17 protein-coding genes are annotated in these 13,921 nt (G+C 60.8%); 8 read left to right on the forward strand and 9 right to left on the reverse strand.

What is annotated here, in order from left to right; genetic code table 11:
- Positions 1 to 59 precede the first annotated feature (59 nt).
- Positions 60 to 590: a ferritin-like domain-containing protein gene (locus ACVVH8_RS03050; protein ID WP_103304701.1), complete on the reverse strand. Its 531-nt coding sequence runs from the start codon at positions 588 to 590 to the stop codon at positions 60 to 62.
- A 91-nt stretch (positions 591 to 681) separates the two neighbouring features.
- A complete protein-coding gene (locus ACVVH8_RS03055) occupies positions 682 to 1,611 on the reverse strand; it encodes a LysR substrate-binding domain-containing protein (RefSeq protein ID WP_177431409.1) in 930 nt (309 codons plus the stop codon).
- Positions 1,612 to 1,719: 108 nt separating this feature from the next.
- On the opposite strand from ACVVH8_RS03055, the gene ACVVH8_RS03060 reads away from it, so the two are divergent.
- The 3 genes from ACVVH8_RS03060 (at position 1,720) to ACVVH8_RS03070 (ending at position 3,634) form a co-directional block, all read left to right on the forward strand.
- Positions 1,720 to 2,358, forward strand: coding sequence for an FMN-dependent NADH-azoreductase (locus ACVVH8_RS03060; RefSeq protein WP_475228414.1), 639 nt, complete (start codon positions 1,720 to 1,722; stop codon positions 2,356 to 2,358).
- Positions 2,359 to 2,664, forward strand: coding sequence for a DMT family transporter (locus tag ACVVH8_RS03065; protein ID WP_315446346.1), 306 nt, complete (start codon positions 2,359 to 2,361; stop codon positions 2,662 to 2,664).
- Between the two features lie 91 nt (positions 2,665 to 2,755).
- The gene (locus ACVVH8_RS03070) at positions 2,756 to 3,634 is read left to right on the forward strand and encodes an alpha/beta fold hydrolase (protein WP_475228416.1); all 879 of its coding nucleotides are present in this window, start codon (positions 2,756 to 2,758) and stop codon (positions 3,632 to 3,634) included.
- A 110-nt stretch (positions 3,635 to 3,744) separates the two neighbouring features.
- On the opposite strand, the gene ACVVH8_RS03075 is transcribed toward ACVVH8_RS03070, so the two are convergent.
- Positions 3,745 to 4,632: a DMT family transporter gene (locus tag ACVVH8_RS03075; RefSeq protein WP_475228419.1), complete on the reverse strand. Its 888-nt coding sequence runs from the start codon at positions 4,630 to 4,632 to the stop codon at positions 3,745 to 3,747.
- 97 nt (positions 4,633 to 4,729) lie between these two features.
- On the opposite strand from ACVVH8_RS03075, the gene ACVVH8_RS03080 reads away from it, so the two are divergent.
- The 3 genes from ACVVH8_RS03080 to ACVVH8_RS03090 all read left to right on the forward strand — a co-directional run bounded on the left by ACVVH8_RS03080 (position 4,730) and on the right by ACVVH8_RS03090 (position 7,123).
- Positions 4,730 to 5,524 (forward strand): AraC family transcriptional regulator, encoded by a 795-nt coding sequence (locus ACVVH8_RS03080; RefSeq protein ID WP_103304716.1) that lies wholly within the window; start codon positions 4,730 to 4,732, stop codon positions 5,522 to 5,524.
- Between the two features lie 63 nt (positions 5,525 to 5,587).
- Positions 5,588 to 5,893, forward strand: coding sequence for a PsiF family protein (locus tag ACVVH8_RS03085; protein ID WP_003221193.1), 306 nt, complete (start codon positions 5,588 to 5,590; stop codon positions 5,891 to 5,893).
- A 216-nt stretch (positions 5,894 to 6,109) separates the two neighbouring features.
- Entirely contained in the window at positions 6,110 to 7,123 is a 1,014-nt protein-coding gene (locus ACVVH8_RS03090; protein ID WP_103304706.1) for an AI-2E family transporter, read from the forward strand.
- Positions 7,124 to 7,257: 134 nt separating this feature from the next.
- Here the strand turns inward: ACVVH8_RS03090 and ACVVH8_RS03095 are convergent, their stop codons facing one another.
- On the reverse strand, positions 7,258 to 8,532 hold the full coding sequence (locus tag ACVVH8_RS03095; protein WP_475228421.1) for an Hsp70 family protein: 1,275 nt from the start codon (positions 8,530 to 8,532) through the stop codon (positions 7,258 to 7,260).
- A 292-nt stretch (positions 8,533 to 8,824) separates the two neighbouring features.
- Here ACVVH8_RS03095 and ACVVH8_RS03100 point away from each other — a divergent pair, with 292 nt between their 5' ends.
- Both ACVVH8_RS03100 and ACVVH8_RS03105 read left to right on the forward strand, forming a co-directional pair.
- Positions 8,825 to 9,775 (forward strand): DnaJ C-terminal domain-containing protein, encoded by a 951-nt coding sequence (locus ACVVH8_RS03100; RefSeq protein WP_315446348.1) that lies wholly within the window; start codon positions 8,825 to 8,827, stop codon positions 9,773 to 9,775.
- A gap of 23 nt (positions 9,776 to 9,798) precedes the next feature.
- Positions 9,799 to 10,104 (forward strand): chaperone modulator CbpM, encoded by a 306-nt coding sequence (locus ACVVH8_RS03105; protein WP_315446349.1) that lies wholly within the window; start codon positions 9,799 to 9,801, stop codon positions 10,102 to 10,104.
- 185 nt (positions 10,105 to 10,289) lie between these two features.
- On the opposite strand, the gene ureC is transcribed toward ACVVH8_RS03105, so the two are convergent.
- From ureC to ureA, 5 genes are all read right to left on the reverse strand, one after another.
- Positions 10,290 to 11,990, reverse strand: a complete 1,701-nt coding sequence (ureC, locus tag ACVVH8_RS03110) for an urease subunit alpha (RefSeq protein WP_475228425.1) — start codon at positions 11,988 to 11,990, stop codon at positions 10,290 to 10,292.
- Between the two features lie 126 nt (positions 11,991 to 12,116).
- Entirely contained in the window at positions 12,117 to 12,425 is a 309-nt protein-coding gene (locus ACVVH8_RS03115) for an urease subunit beta (protein WP_475228427.1), read from the reverse strand.
- Positions 12,425 to 12,958: an N-acetyltransferase family protein gene (locus ACVVH8_RS03120; RefSeq protein ID WP_475228429.1), complete on the reverse strand. Its 534-nt coding sequence runs from the start codon at positions 12,956 to 12,958 to the stop codon at positions 12,425 to 12,427. The genes ACVVH8_RS03115 and ACVVH8_RS03120 overlap by 1 nt, the downstream gene beginning before the upstream one ends.
- 5 nt (positions 12,959 to 12,963) lie before the next feature.
- Positions 12,964 to 13,497 carry a GNAT family N-acetyltransferase gene (locus ACVVH8_RS03125; RefSeq protein WP_103304712.1) on the reverse strand — a complete coding sequence of 178 codons (534 nt, stop codon included), beginning with the start codon at positions 13,495 to 13,497 and terminating at the stop codon, positions 12,964 to 12,966.
- 9 nt (positions 13,498 to 13,506) lie between these two features.
- Positions 13,507 to 13,809: an urease subunit gamma gene (gene ureA, locus ACVVH8_RS03130; protein WP_003221215.1), complete on the reverse strand. Its 303-nt coding sequence runs from the start codon at positions 13,807 to 13,809 to the stop codon at positions 13,507 to 13,509.
- Positions 13,810 to 13,921 lie beyond the last annotated feature (112 nt).

Raw genomic sequence — 13,921 nt, forward strand, 5'->3', positions numbered from 1 at the left:
CCACGGGTACAGCGCAATCCTGTGGGAGCGGGCTTGCCCGCGATGGCGATGTCGAAGGTTTACAGGTCTTTCAGGATGTCGGCCATGTCATCGGCATGCTCTTCTTCCTGCGCGAGGATGTCTTCGAAGATGCGCCGGGTGGTCGGGTCCTTTTCGCCGATGTACTGAATGATCTCGCGGTAGCTGTCGATGGCAATCCGCTCGGCCACCAGGTCTTCGTAGACCATTTCCTTCAAGCTGTTCCCGGCGACATATTGCGCGTGGGACAGCTTCGACAGCAGGTCAGGGTTGAACTCCGGCTCGCCGCCCAATTGCACGATGCGCTCGGCCAGACGGTCGGCGTGTTGTGATTCCTGGATAGCATGTTCGAGAAACTCGTCGGCGGCCGTGCTGGCTTTCAGACCGCTGGCCATGAAGTAGTGACGTTTGTAGCGCAAGACGCAGACCAGTTCAGTGGCCAGCGATTCATTGAGCAGGCGCAGCACCTCTTCACGGTTGGCGCTGTAGCTTTCCGTCACCGCGCCGTTTTCCACGTGTTGCCGTGCGCGCTCGCGCAGGGTTTGAACATCAGACAAATGCAGGTCGCTCATTTCAGTCTCCTGGAGGCTAATCCGATTGGCGTCACGTTCTACGGACGTAATCGCCTACCCAGGTTGTGAGTCATGCGCGCGGCAAAAAGTTTTATGCAATTTGTTGCGGTCTCGGCGTCAGCCCTGACAAAACCGCCTCCTCCTGCAGCCACGCAAAAAAAGCGCGTACCGGCGGATGCCGCTCCCGCCCCGGCACACACAACGCGCTATAGCCCGCGCCATCGACCTGAACATCACCTTTGTAAGGCACCAGCAAACCACTGGCGACGCTCTCCGACAGCAGAATATTGCTCGCCAACACCAGCCCCTGCCCGGCAATCGCCGCTTGCAGCGCGTAGTGTTCCTCATCGTATTCACGAACCGCCGGATGCTGGTGCAGCCAGTTCTCGCCGGACTTCGCGCACCAGGCTTCCCAGCCATGGGCGTACAGCTTCGAGTTGTGCCAGCGCACGCTGATCAGCGTCGGCGTGCGCCGAGCGGCCAGCGCTACTTGCTCCGGCGAGCCGTAAACGCCGAAGGATTCGTCGAACAGGCACAAGCCATACAGGTTCGGATAATCGTCGAGGCTATAGCGCAGCACCAGATCGACGCTGGCGTCCTGATGCAGATCGATGACTTCGCAGTGCGTATCCAGACGCACATTGATGGCCGGGTGTTTCGCATAAAAGCGGCCGAGGCGCGGCACCAGCCACAGCGCGGCGAACGCGGCGGTGGTCGACAGCGTCAGGCTGCTGGCGCTGCGTTGCGGGCGCAGGGTGTCGACGCTTTGCGCCACTTCGAGAAAGGCGCCGTGCAGGCTGCGAAACAGGCGTTCGCCACCTTCGGTCAGGCGCACCTGACGCGGCATACGTTCGAACAGAGCGACGCCGAGCCAGTCCTCCAACGCTCGGATCTGATGGGAAATCGCTGTCGGCGTCACCGCCAGTTCTTCGGCGGCAGCCTTGAAGCTCAGCAGACGCGAGGCGGATTCGAACGCGCGCAGGGCGGTCAGCGGTAACGAGGCGAACATTGAACACTCCATGGATGAAATGGATTCATCCAGACTGATTTTTGCTCATTTGAGACGTATGCAAGTGCGCTGCAATCTGCAGCCACACAGCAACCAAAGTCTAGTCCCAAGGAGTTTCAGATGAGCAAGATTCTTGTGATCCATGCCAGTCCTCGCGGGGAACGTTCGCACTCGCGACGTCTGGCGGAAGGTTTTCTCGGTGCCTGGCAATTGCGTCATCCGCAGTCGCAGGTGACCCGACGCGAAGTCGGCCGCGCGCTGATTTCAGCGGTCAACGAAGCCTTCGTTGCGGCGGCGTTTTATCCACAGCCTGAGGCGCGGCCGCTGTCGATGCAGGCCGATCTGGCGCTGAGTGATCAACTGGTCGGCGAATTGCTCGATCACGACCTGCTGCTGATTTCCACGCCGATGTACAACTTCAGCGTGCCCAGTGGCCTCAAGGCCTGGGTCGATCAGATCGTGCGGCTGGGCCTGACCTTCGATCACACGCTGGACAACGGTGTCGCTCAGTACACGCCGCTGTTGCAGGGCAAGAAAGCCTTGATCGTCACCAGTCGTGGCGGTTTCGGTTTCGGCCCGGGCGGCGAGCTGGAGGCGCTCAACCATGCCGATCCATGGTTGCGCACCGCACTGGGTTTCGTCGGCATCAACGACGTCAGCGTAGTCGCCGCCGAGGGTGAAGAGTCTGCCGAGCGCACCTTCGCGGTGTCGGTGGCCGAGGCCGAGCAGCGCTTGCTCGACCTGGCCCGGGAGTTCTAGGTGGCCTGGTTGTTCCTGCTGATCGCGGCGGGGTTTGAGGTGACTTTTGCGATGGGCATGAAGTACGCCGAAGGCTTCACTCGGCTGTGGCCTTCGTTGATCACGCTGATCGCGGCGGTCGGCGGTATCGGGTTCCTGACCCTGGCCATGCGTGATTTGCCAGTGAGCATCGCCTATCCGATCTGGACCGCCATCGGTTCGTTGGGCACGGTGTTTCTCGGCTTTGTCCTGCTCGGCGAGAGCCTGACGCTGGTCAAACTGCTGTCGGTCGGCCTGATTGTGGCGGGAGTGGTGGGGCTGAAGTAGGCTGCTCATCGAGTTGTCATCATCAGCACGGATGCTTGGCGGGCGTTTTGCACGCCTTGCAGCCACTCACTGATCACAAGGATGTCCGCCCATGTCGACGCGTTATCCACTGGTGCTGGTGCCGGGCATGCTCGGGTTTATCCGGCTGATCATTTATCCGTACTGGTACGGGATCATCAAGGCGTTGCGCCGTGGTGGGGCGACGGTGATTGCCGTGCAGGTCTCGCCGCTGAATTCGACCGAGGTGCGCGGCGAGCAATTGCTGGCGCGGATCGATGAAATCCTGCGCGAAACCGGCGCCGCGAAGGTCAATCTGTTTGGTCACAGTCAGGGTTCTCTCACTGCCCGTTACGCCGCCGCGAAACGCCCTGATCTAGTGGCCTCGGTGACTTCGGTGGCCGGGCCCAACCATGGTTCGGAACTGGCCGACTATCTGCAGAAACACTATCCGGCGGGCACCGCCAAGGGGCGCATCCTTGAAGCGCTGTTGCGCTTGGTCGGCTGGCTGATGGCTTTGCTGGAAACCGGATATCGCGGGCCGAAACTGCCGGTGGATATCCACGCTTCGCACCAGTCGCTGACCACCGAGGGCGTGGCGCTGTTCAATCAGCGTTATCCACAGGGCTTGCCGCAAACGTGGGGCGGGCACGGGCCGGAGGAGGTCAACGGCGTGCGTTATTACTCATGGTCGGGGACGTTGCAGCCGGGCAAAACTGATCGTGGCGGCAACTTGTTTGACGGGACCAATCGCAGCTGTCGTTTGTTCGCGAAAACCTTTGTGCGGGAAACGGGGCAGTGTGACGGGATGGTCGGGCGTTACAGCTCGCATCTGGGCACGGTGATTGGCGATGACTATCCGCTGGATCATTTCGACATCATCAATCAGTCGCTGGGATTGGTCGGCAAGGGCGCCGATCCGGTGCGGCTGTTTGTCGAGCATGCGGCGCGGCTCAAGGCTGCCGGGCTGTAAATGGCTTTTGTGGTGAGGGGATTTATCCCCGATGGGGCGCGCAGCGGCCCCAAACAAGCGGGGCTGCTACGCAACCCATCGGGGATAAATCCCCTCACCACAGGGCCTGATCAGGCAACGCTGAGTTTTCGTCCCAACACGGTGGTCCAGCGCTCGGAAAGAATCACCCCGCCCAAGGTCAGCAAGCCACCGACCAAGTGATACATCGCCAGTTCTTCTTTAAGCACCACCGCCGCAATCAGCGCCGTGATCAACGGCAGCAGGTTAAAGAACAGCGTCGTGCGGCTCGGCCCCAGACGCTGCACAGCCTGCATCCACGCCAGCGGTGCGACCATCGAAGCCAACAGGCACGCGTACAGCACCAGCGGAATGTTCTGCAGCGTCAGTCCGGTTTTCGGTGAAGTGGCGTACAGCGGAAACAACACCACAATCGCCACCAGCACCTGCAAATACAGCAACACCAGAGGTGGCAGACGCAGCTGCCATTTTTTCAGCAAGGTGCTGTAGATCGCGTAGGCCAGGGTCGCGATCAGCATCATCGCGTCACCCATATTTACCCCGTGCTGCAACAACGCACTGAGACTGCCGGACGACACCACCACCAGCACGCCGGCAAACGACAGCACCGCGCCAAACAACGCGCCCGCTGTCAGGCGCTGACCGAGGCTGATGATCGCCATGGCCAGCGACATCAACGGCATCAGCGAGAGGATGATGCCCATGTTGGTCGCAGTGGTCAGGGTCGCAGCGAAGTAGGCGAGGCTTTGATACACCGCCATGCCGAGTACGCCGAGGATGAAAATCTTGCCAAGGTTCGGGCGAATCTGCGGCCAGTGCGCGATAACCGCTTTAAGCATGAAGGGCGTGAATAGCAGGCCGGCGAGCAGCCAGCGGTAGAAACCGATCTCGGCCGGGAAAATCGCCCCGACCGCGAGTTTGTTGATCACGGTATTGCCGGCCCAGATAAAGATCGCCAGCAGAGGAAACGCGTATTGCATGAGTTTGAAACCAGTACGTTGATGAAGCGTGATTATCCCTTGTCTGGATGCAGGCCTATACTTCGAACCGGACAACCTGCCTCTGAAACCGGACAGCATGAACAGTAAACACATCGATCTGCTGGATTTCAGCGAACTGCCGTCGACGGTGTATTTCCGTTACGCCGATTTCAACGCCCACGAATTCGCCGCGCCGCATCGCCATCCGTGGGGCACGCTGGAGTATGCGGCCCACGGCGTGTTGCACATGGATGTCGACGGCAGTCGCTTCATGTCGCCGCCGCAATACGCGGTGTGGGTGCCGCCGCAGGTCGAGCACAGTTTCTATAGCCATCAACCGGTCAACTATCGGGCGGTGTGTCTTGATCCCAAGGTCTGCGCCGAGTTGCCCCAGCGTGCCTGCACCCTGGCGATCAGCGACATCCTCAAGGCAATTCTCAAGGACTTCGCCGCCCGTGACGTGAAGATTCCCGAACTCGATGCCGACCAGCGTCTGGCCCAGGTGTTGGTCGATCAACTGCAACAGGCCCGCGTGCATGAGTGCTATCTGCCCTATGCGAGCAGCCCCGGTCTGCTGACGATCCTCGAAACCTTGCAGGCCGAGCCTGGCAACAATCAGCCGCTGGCGCACTGGGCGATGCAGGTGCATGTCAGCGAGCGCACGCTGGCACGGCAATTCGTGCGTGAACTGGGGATGAGTTTTGGCGAGTGGCGCCAGCGTCTGCGTTATCTCGCCGCGATCGAAGCGCTGGAAACCTCCCGCAGCGTGCAGGAAATCGCTTTCGACCTGGGCTACAGCAGTGGCTCGGCGTTTATCGCCATGTTTGCCCGTCAGGCCGGATGCACGCCGGAGCAGTACCGCCGCAGCCACCTCGAAGGCAGGAAGATGTAACAGGATTTGGCTACACTCCTGCAGAGGCCGCCTCCATCGATGCGGCGACAAGGAGAAAACTCCATGAAGATGTTGCGTGTCCCTTTGTTGATGATTGGTTTGCTCCTGTGTTCCCAGGGTTTCGCCGCCACGGCGCAACAGAACAAGATGACCACCTGCAATGCTGATGCGACCGCCAAGAGCCTCAAGGGCGATGAGCGCAAAACCTTCATGAGCACCTGCCTGAAAGCGGCGCCAGCGGCCAACGACGCCAAGGTCCTGACCCCACAGCAGGAAAAGATGAAAACCTGTAACGCCGACGCGAAAACCAAAGCGCTGACCGGCGATGCGCGCAAGACGTTCATGAGTGATTGCCTGAAGAAAAAATAATCACTCTGGTCCTGTGGCGTCTGGGCTGGCCCCATCGCGGGCAAGCCCGCTCCCACAGGGTTTCGGTTGGGCCACAAAATTTTGTGTACGACCCTTAACCTGTGGGAGCTGGCTTGCCAGCGATGGGGCCCGTGGGGTTGGCCCGCATATTTCTAGTGCTCACCCCGGATCGCTGGCAGACTGCCAATCCTTTTACGCCGTTCGTTTTGAGGCTGTATGCCAACGTTTTCTGAGCGTCATGTAGTGTTCTGGGTCAGTTGCATCATCATTTTCGGCGGTTTGCTGCTGGTGCTGCCGCTGCGCTTGTTGCCCAGTCTGTTGGCCGGGTTGCTGGTGTTCGAGCTGGTCAACATGCTCACCCCACAACTGCAACGCCTGATCGAAGGGCGTCGCGCGCGTTGGCTGGCGGTAGCGTTGCTGGGCACGCTGGTGGTCAGCGTGCTGGCGCTGATCTTTGCCGGGGCGATCAGTTTCCTTCTGCACGAGGCGGAAAATCCCGGGGCTTCGCTCGACAAATTCATGGGCGTGGTCGATCGCGCACGCGGTCAGTTGCCGCCGTTCATTGATGCCTATCTGCCGGCCAGCGCCGCCGAATTTCGCGTCGCGATTGGCGAATGGGCGAGCAAGCACCTGGCCGACCTGCAACTGGTGGGCAAGGACGCGGCGCACATGTTCGTAACGTTGCTGATCGGTATGGTGCTCGGCGCGATCATCGCGTTGCAGCGGGTGCCGGACGTCACCAAGCGTAAACCGCTGGCCGCTGCGCTGTTCGACCGTCTGCACCTGCTGGTGCAAGCATTTCGCAATATTGTTTTCGCGCAAATCAAGATCTCCCTGCTCAATACCGTTTTCACCGGGATCTTCCTCGCGGTGATCCTGCCGATGTTCGGCATCAAGCTGCCGCTGACCAAGACCCTGATCGTGCTGACCTTCCTGCTGGGTCTGTTGCCGGTGATCGGCAACCTGATGTCGAACACGCTGATCACCATCGTCGGCCTGTCGCTGTCGATCTGGGTGGCGCTTGCCGCACTGGGCTATCTGATTTTTATCCACAAGCTCGAATACTTCCTCAACGCCCGCATTGTCGGCGGGCAGATCAGTGCCAAGTCGTGGGAGTTGCTGCTGGCGATGCTGGTGTTCGAGGCCGCGTTCGGCCTGCCGGGGGTGGTGGCGGGACCGATTTATTACGCGTATCTGAAGAGTGAGTTGAAGCTGGGCGGGATGGTTTGAACCGGTAGAGCTGTGTTGCCTGAACTGATGCTATCGCTGGCAAGCCAGCTCCCACAGGTTATGCGCCGCTTTTGAGTGCAGTATCAATTCTGTGGGAGCTGGCTTGCCAGCGATAGGCGCAACGCGGTCTCGGATCAGTTCATGGAGCCGTAGCGTTTCATCGCTTCAATCGCCAAGCCGCTGCCGATGCTGCCAAAGATGTTCCCTTCAACATGCCGCGCATTCGGCAGCATCGCCGAAACGCTGTTGCGCAGCGCCGGAATCCCGCTCGAACCGCCGGTGAAGAACACCGTATCGACCTGTTCCACCGCCACGCCGGCATCGTTCAGCAACTGCGTGACGCTGCCGCGCACTCGCTCCAGCAGCGCATCGATGGCCGATTCAAACAGCGCCCGAGTCAGTTCCACGCTCAACCCGGCCTCGATCCGGTCCAGCGGCACATGACGGCTGTCGGTGTGGGTCAGCTGGATCTTGGTTTCTTCGACTTCCATCGCCAGCCAGTGCCCGGCGCGCTGTTCGATCAACTTGAACAGGCGATCAATGCCGCCAGTGTCCTCGATGTCGTAGCGCATGCTGCCCAGCGCCAGGCTGGATTTCTGCGAGTACACCGAGTTGATGGTGTGCCAGGTCGCCAGGTTCATGTGGTGGCTGGTCGGCATGTAGGCGCCGCTCTTCATGCGGCTGCCGTAGCCGAACAGTGGCATCAGGCCTTGCAGGCTCAGTTGTTTATCGAAGTCGGTCCCGCCGATGTGCACGCCGCCGGTGGCGAGGATGTCGTCGTGACGGTTATCGAGACCACGACGCTCGGGCGACAGGCGCACCAGCGAAAAGTCGGACGTACCACCGCCGATGTCGACGATCAGTACCAGCTCTTCCTTTTCGATGGTCGACTCGTAGTCGAAGGCCGCCGCAATCGGTTCGTACTGGAACGACACCTCTTTGAAACCGATCTTCTTCGCCACATCGACCAAGGTTTCTTCGGCTTCCTGGTCAGCCAGCGGATCGTCATCGACGAAGAACACCGGGCGGCCGAGCACTACTTGTTCGAATTCCCGACCGGCGGCCGTTTCGGCGCGGCTCTTCAACTGGCCGATAAACAGGCCGAGCAAGTCCTTGAACGGCATCGCCGTGCCGAGCACGCTGGTGTCGTGCTTGATCAGCTTGGAACCGAGCAGGCTCTTCAACGAGCGCATCAGGCGGCCTTCGTAGCCTTCCAGGTACTCGTGCAGCGCCAGACGACCGTATACCGGGCGGCGTTCCTCGATGTTGAAGAAGACCACCGACGGCAGAGTGATCTTGTCGTCTTCCAGCGCGATCATCGTTTCCATGCCGGGGCGCAGCCAGCCGACGGTGGAGTTGGACGTGCCGAAGTCGATGCCGCAGGCACGGGCTGGAGAGGCGTCTTTCATGTCTTTCGGTTCCGGTCAAAAAAACGGCCGCGCAGTGTATGTCAGTGCGCGGCAGAATCGAAGGCCGGTCATCAGCTATTTCGCGACTAGACTGGGTTGAAAGTCCAGGCTTTGCCCCAAACTTGCTGGCATGGGCCGGCAGAACCACCGGCGGTCGCAAGAACCGCCTTCCACTGCCGATAAACTTCTGCTGCGCCACCCGGTCACAAACTTGAGATCGGTCAACCTGGCACGCGCGAATCGGCGCATGCTGGCATCGGCGCGAAATCGATAACGGATGGTGATTCCTTCAATGGACTTCAAAGACTATTACAAGATACTCGGCGTGGAGCCGACGGCTGACGATAAGGCGATCAAGGCGGCCTATCGCAAGCTGGCGCGCAAATACCACCCCGATGTCAGCAAGGAAAAAGACGCCGAGGCCAAGTTCAAGGATGCCTCGGAGGCCTATGAAGCGCTGAAAAGCGCCGACAAACGCGCCGAATACGACGAACTGCGCCGCTACGGCCAGCACGGTCAGCCGTTCCAGGGCCCACCGGGCTGGCAGAGCCGTGGCGGTTTTGGCGGCGGCGGTGGCGACACCGGTGACTTCTCGGACTTCTTCAGTTCGATCTTCGGCAATCGCGGCCCCGGTTTCGGTGGCGGTGAAGGTCGGCAACAACGCAGTACAGGGCGCCGAGGGCAAGACGTGGAAATGGAACTGCCAATCTTCCTCGAGGAGACGCTGTCGAACGAGTCGAAGAAGGTCACCTTCCAGGTGCCGCAATACAACGCCAACGGCCAGCACGTCAGCAACACCAGCAAGAGCCTGAACGTGAAGATCCCGGCGGGCGTGACCGACGGCGAGCGCATTCGCCTCAAGGGCCAGGGCGCACCGGGCGTCGGTGGCGGGGCGAATGGCGATCTGTACCTGACCATCCGTTTCGCGCCACACCCGAAATTTGATGTCGAAGGCGAGAACCTGATCATCACGCTGCCGCTGGCACCGTGGGAGCTGGCGCTGGGCGCTGAAGTGGCCGTACCGACCCTGACCGGCAAGATCAACCTCAAGGTCCCGGCCGGCAGCCAGAATGGCCAGCGTATGCGCGCCAAGGGCCATGGCCTGAAAAACAAGGCCGGCGAGCGCGGTTATCTGTTCGTGCAGCTCAAGGCCGTGATGCCGAAAGCGTCCGACGATGAGGTCAAGGCGCTGTGGCAGGAACTGGCGAAGAAAGCCGCCTTCAATCCGCGAGAGAACTTCTGAATCCGACGACGGAGTAGCCCATCATGAGCAGCCCCCTGATCGTTCAACTGGACATGGCAGAATTCTGTGAGGCGGCCGATTTGTCGGACGTCTACGTGATCGAAATCGTCGAACACGGCATCCTCGAACCTCAGGGCAAGCAGCCCCGGGAATGGCGTTTCACCGATTACGAACTGGCCCTGGCCAAACGCGCCGCCAAGCTGCGGCGCGATCTGGACCTGGAGTGGGAAGGCGTCGCTCTCGCGCTGGATCTGCTCGAAGAGGTGCGCGAACTGCGTGCCGAGAACCGCATGTTGCGCCAGCGTCTGGGGCGGTTGGTGGGCGAGTAGGTTGTCTGAAGGTTTTGTGGGGCTGATCTGGCCTCATCGCTGGCAAGCCAGCTCCCACAAGTCCTGCGTCGAGTTTAAATCCCTGTTTCAACTCAGAACCCTGTGGGAGCTGGCATGCCAGCGATGAACGAAAACGCGGTGTAACTGACAGATAAGCAAAAGGCCCCGAAGGGCCTTTTTTGTTGTCAGAACAAAAAGTACCGCTGCGCCATCGGCAGCACATCTGCCGGCTCACACCAGAGCAACACGCCGTCTGCCTTGACCTGATAAGTCTGCGGATCAACATCAATGTTCGGCAGATAGTCGTTGTGGATCAGGTCGGTTTTCTGCACCTCGCGGCAACCTTTGACCACGGCGATTTTTTTCTTCAGCCCCAGAGTTTGCGGCAATCCGGCTGCCTGCGCCGCCTGACTGATAAACGTCAGGCTGGTGGCATGCAGTGAACCTCCATAGCTGGCGAACATCGGCCGGTAGTGCACCGGTTGCGGCGTAGGAATCGAGGCGTTGGCGTCGCCCATCAGGCTTGCCGCAATGGCGCCGCCCTTGAGAATCAACGTCGGTTTGACGCCGAAGAACGCTGGACGCCAGAGCACCAGATCCGCCCACTTACCCACTTCGATCGAACCGACTTCATGGCTGATGCCGTGGGTGATGGCTGGGTTGATCGTGTATTTGGCGATGTAGCGTTTGGCGCGGAAGTTGTCGTTGCCTTCGCCGTCCTGTGGCAGCGGGCCGCGCTGCTTTTTCATCTTGTCGGCGGTCTGCCAGGTGCGCGTGATGACTTCGCCGACGCGGCCCATGGCCTGGCTGTCGGAGCTGATCATCGAGAAGGCGCCGAGGTCGTGGAGGATGTCTTCGGCGGCAATCGTTTCGCGGCGGATGCGGCTTTCGGCGAACGCGACGTCTTCGGCAATGCTCGGGTCGAGGTGGTGGCAGACCATCAGCATGTCGAGGTGTTCGTCAATGGTGTTGCGAGTGAACGGTCGGGTCGGGTTGGTCGAGCTTGGCAATACGTTGGGGAAACCGCAGGCCTTGATGATGTCCGGCGCATGACCGCCGCCGGCCCCTTCGGTGTGATAGGTGTGGATGGTGCGGCCCTTGAACGCGCCGAGGGTGGTCTCGACAAAACCGGATTCGTTGAGGGTGTCAGTGTGGATCGCCACCTGCACGTCGTACTGGTCGGCGACGCTCAGGCAGTTGTCGATGCTCGCCGGGGTGGTGCCCCAGTCTTCGTGCAGCTTGAGGCCGATGGCGCCGGCCTTGACCTGTTCGATCAACGGCTCCGGCAGACTGGCGTTGCCCTTGCCGGTGAGGCCGATGTTCATCGGGAAGGCATCGGCGGCCTGCAGCATGCGCGCCAGGTGCCATGGGCCGGAAGTGCACGTCGTTGCGTTGGTACCGGTGGCAGGCCCGGTGCCGCCGCCGATCATGGTGGTGACGCCGCTCATCAGCGCTTCTTCGATCTGCTGCGGGCAAATGAAGTGGATGTGCGTGTCGATGCCGCCGGCGGTGAGGATCATGCCTTCACCGGCGATCACTTCGGTGCCGGCGCCAATGGCGATGGTCACGTTCGGCTGCACGTCCGGGTTACCGGCCTTGCCGATCGCGGCGATGCGCCCGTCCTTGAGACCGACGTCGGCTTTGACGATGCCCCAGTGGTCGATGATCAAAGCGTTGGTGATCAGCGTGTCGACGACTTCGGCGGCCAGCAACTGGCTTTGGCCCTGACCGTCGCGGATCACTTTGCCGCCGCCGAATTTCACTTCTTCACCGTAGGTGGTGAAGTCTTTTTCAACTTCGATCCACAGTTCGGTGTCGGCCAGGCGCACCTTGTCGCCGACGGTGGGGCCGAACATGTCGGCGTAGGCCTGTCTGGAGATTTTCATGTGTCTGCCTTAGTTGATCGTTCCCACGCTCTGCGTGGGAATGCCGCCATGGACGCTCTGCGTCCGCCGTTATGTGACGCGGAGCGTCACGGGATGCATTCCCACGCGGAGCGTGGGAACGATCAGTTAGTCGAGATCACCCATAACCCGCCCGGCAAAGCCGAACACCCGCCGATGCCCGGCGTAATCGACCAACTCAACCTCGCGGCTCTGCCCCGGTTCAAAGCGCACCGCCGTGCCCGCCGGAATGTTCAGGCGCATGCCGCGACTGGCCGCGCGATCAAAGGTCAGCGCGTCGTTGGTTTCGAAAAAGTGAAAGTGCGAGCCGACCTGGATCGGCCGGTCGCCGCTGTTGGCGACTTTCAGGCTGACGGTGCGGCGGCCGACATTGAGCTCGATGTCGCCGGGCTGGATCTGATACTCGCCAGGAATCATCACTGGGCTCCTTGCAGAATCTTGTAATAGAGGGCGGTCGCTCGATACGTGCCATTCGGGTCGCAGGCGTAATCGGGGATTTCCCCGGCGCGGGTGTAACCCAGGGCCTTGTAGAAATCTTCAGCCGGCGAACCCGCTTCTGTGTCGAGGTAGAGCATGCCGCGCTTGTGCTTAGGGGCTTCCTTCTCCAGCGCCTGCATCAGTTGCTGACCGAGACCGCGACGCCGGGCGTGTTCACGCACCAGCAGTTTTTGCACCTCGGCGCGATTGAGGCCGTTGGCCTTCTGGCACAGGCCCAGTTGCACACTGGCCAGCACCTGCTCGTCCTTGACCACCACCCAGAGCAACACGCTGCCCTTGTTCACTTGTTGTTGAACGTCATCGAAATAGGCGCGGGCCTGAGCGGCATCGAGGTCGGCCATGAAGCCGACGCTGGCGCCATAACCCACGGCATCCAGCAGCAGGTCAATCAGGCCCTGACGATAGTGCGCAAAACTTTCCGCATTGACGCGTCGCAGTTGGGCAGGGTTCATCGGTGTCACTCCTTGTTGGTATCGGGCGGCTCCGCGCCAGGGTTGAGGGTCAGTTGCATGAAGGTCAGGTCGAGCCAGCGGCCGAACTTGGTGCCGACTTGCGGCATCAGCCCGGTGGTGACGAATCCGGCGCGTTCATGCAGACGAATCGAGGCGGCGTTACCGCTTTCGATGGCGGCGACCATCACGTGTTTGCCGCCGCGTTTCGCGCGGTCGATCAATGCCGTCATCAGCTTGGGCCCCAGGCCATTGCCGCGCTGGTCACTGCGTACGTAGACCGAGTGTTCGACGGTGTGGCGGAAACCGTCGAATGGTCGCCAGTCACCGTAGGAAGCGTAGCCGAGCACGCTGTTGTCGCTGTCGACGATCACCAGGATTGGATAGGCCTGCGCCTGGCGGGCACTGAACCACGCCTGACGATTGCCGAGGTCGACGGCCGACTCGTTCCAGATCGCCGTGGTGTTGAGCACGGCGTCGTTATAGATGTCGCGGATCGCCGGCAGGTCGGCATGTAAAGCATCGCGAATGCTGTAAGTCATGGCGCGGCCTCAGACGATCGGTTGGTGGACGGTGACCAGTTTGGTGCCGTCGGGGAACGTCGCTTCGACCTGGATCTCCGGGATCATTTCCGGGATGCCTTCCATCACTTGCTCACGGCTGAGCAGGGTGGTGCCGTAGTGCATCAGCTCGGCCACGGTCTGGCCGTCACGGGCGCCTTCGAGCAAGGCTGCGGAGATGTAGGCCATGGCTTCCGGGTAGTTGAGCTTCACACCACGGGCCAAACGCCGCTCGGCGACGAGGCCGGCGGTGAAGATCAACAGCTTGTCTTTTTCGCGTGGGGTCAGGTCCATCGTTTGAAATCCATATGGGCAGATTTGTGTGGTTGTTGCGGTGAGCGCGGTGCCAGTTGGAACCACCCCTCACCCTAGCCCTCTCCCGGAGGGAGAGGGGACTGATCGCGGT

It is taken from the genome of Pseudomonas trutticola BRTCR10 (assembly GCF_056155105.1).

Bases quoted from the DNA above. Each gene is read 5' to 3' on its own strand.
- ACVVH8_RS03050 (WP_103304701.1), bottom strand. From the start codon at position 590: ATGAGCGACCTGCATTTGTCTGATGTTCAAACCCTGCGCGAGCGCGCA.
- ACVVH8_RS03055 (WP_177431409.1), bottom strand. From the start codon at position 1,611: ATGGAGTGTTCAATGTTCGCCTCGTTACCGCTGACCGCCCTGCGCGCG.
- ACVVH8_RS03060 (WP_475228414.1), top strand. From the start codon at position 1,720: ATGAGCAAGATTCTTGTGATCCATGCCAGTCCTCGCGGGGAACGTTCG.
- ACVVH8_RS03070 (WP_475228416.1), top strand. From the start codon at position 2,756: ATGTCGACGCGTTATCCACTGGTGCTGGTGCCGGGCATGCTCGGGTTT.
- ACVVH8_RS03075 (WP_475228419.1), bottom strand. From the start codon at position 4,632: ATGCAATACGCGTTTCCTCTGCTGGCGATCTTTATCTGGGCCGGCAAT.
- ACVVH8_RS03080 (WP_103304716.1), top strand. From the start codon at position 4,730: ATGAACAGTAAACACATCGATCTGCTGGATTTCAGCGAACTGCCGTCG.
- ACVVH8_RS03085 (WP_003221193.1), top strand. From the start codon at position 5,588: ATGAAGATGTTGCGTGTCCCTTTGTTGATGATTGGTTTGCTCCTGTGT.
- ACVVH8_RS03090 (WP_103304706.1), top strand. From the start codon at position 6,110: ATGCCAACGTTTTCTGAGCGTCATGTAGTGTTCTGGGTCAGTTGCATC.
- ACVVH8_RS03095 (WP_475228421.1), bottom strand. From the start codon at position 8,532: ATGAAAGACGCCTCTCCAGCCCGTGCCTGCGGCATCGACTTCGGCACG.
- ACVVH8_RS03100 (WP_315446348.1), top strand. From the start codon at position 8,825: ATGGACTTCAAAGACTATTACAAGATACTCGGCGTGGAGCCGACGGCT.
- ACVVH8_RS03105 (WP_315446349.1), top strand. From the start codon at position 9,799: ATGAGCAGCCCCCTGATCGTTCAACTGGACATGGCAGAATTCTGTGAG.
- ureC (WP_475228425.1), bottom strand. From the start codon at position 11,990: ATGAAAATCTCCAGACAGGCCTACGCCGACATGTTCGGCCCCACCGTC.
- ACVVH8_RS03115 (WP_475228427.1), bottom strand. From the start codon at position 12,425: ATGATTCCTGGCGAGTATCAGATCCAGCCCGGCGACATCGAGCTCAAT.
- ACVVH8_RS03120 (WP_475228429.1), bottom strand. From the start codon at position 12,958: ATGAACCCTGCCCAACTGCGACGCGTCAATGCGGAAAGTTTTGCGCAC.
- ACVVH8_RS03125 (WP_103304712.1), bottom strand. From the start codon at position 13,497: ATGACTTACAGCATTCGCGATGCTTTACATGCCGACCTGCCGGCGATC.
- ureA (WP_003221215.1), bottom strand. From the start codon at position 13,809: ATGGACCTGACCCCACGCGAAAAAGACAAGCTGTTGATCTTCACCGCC.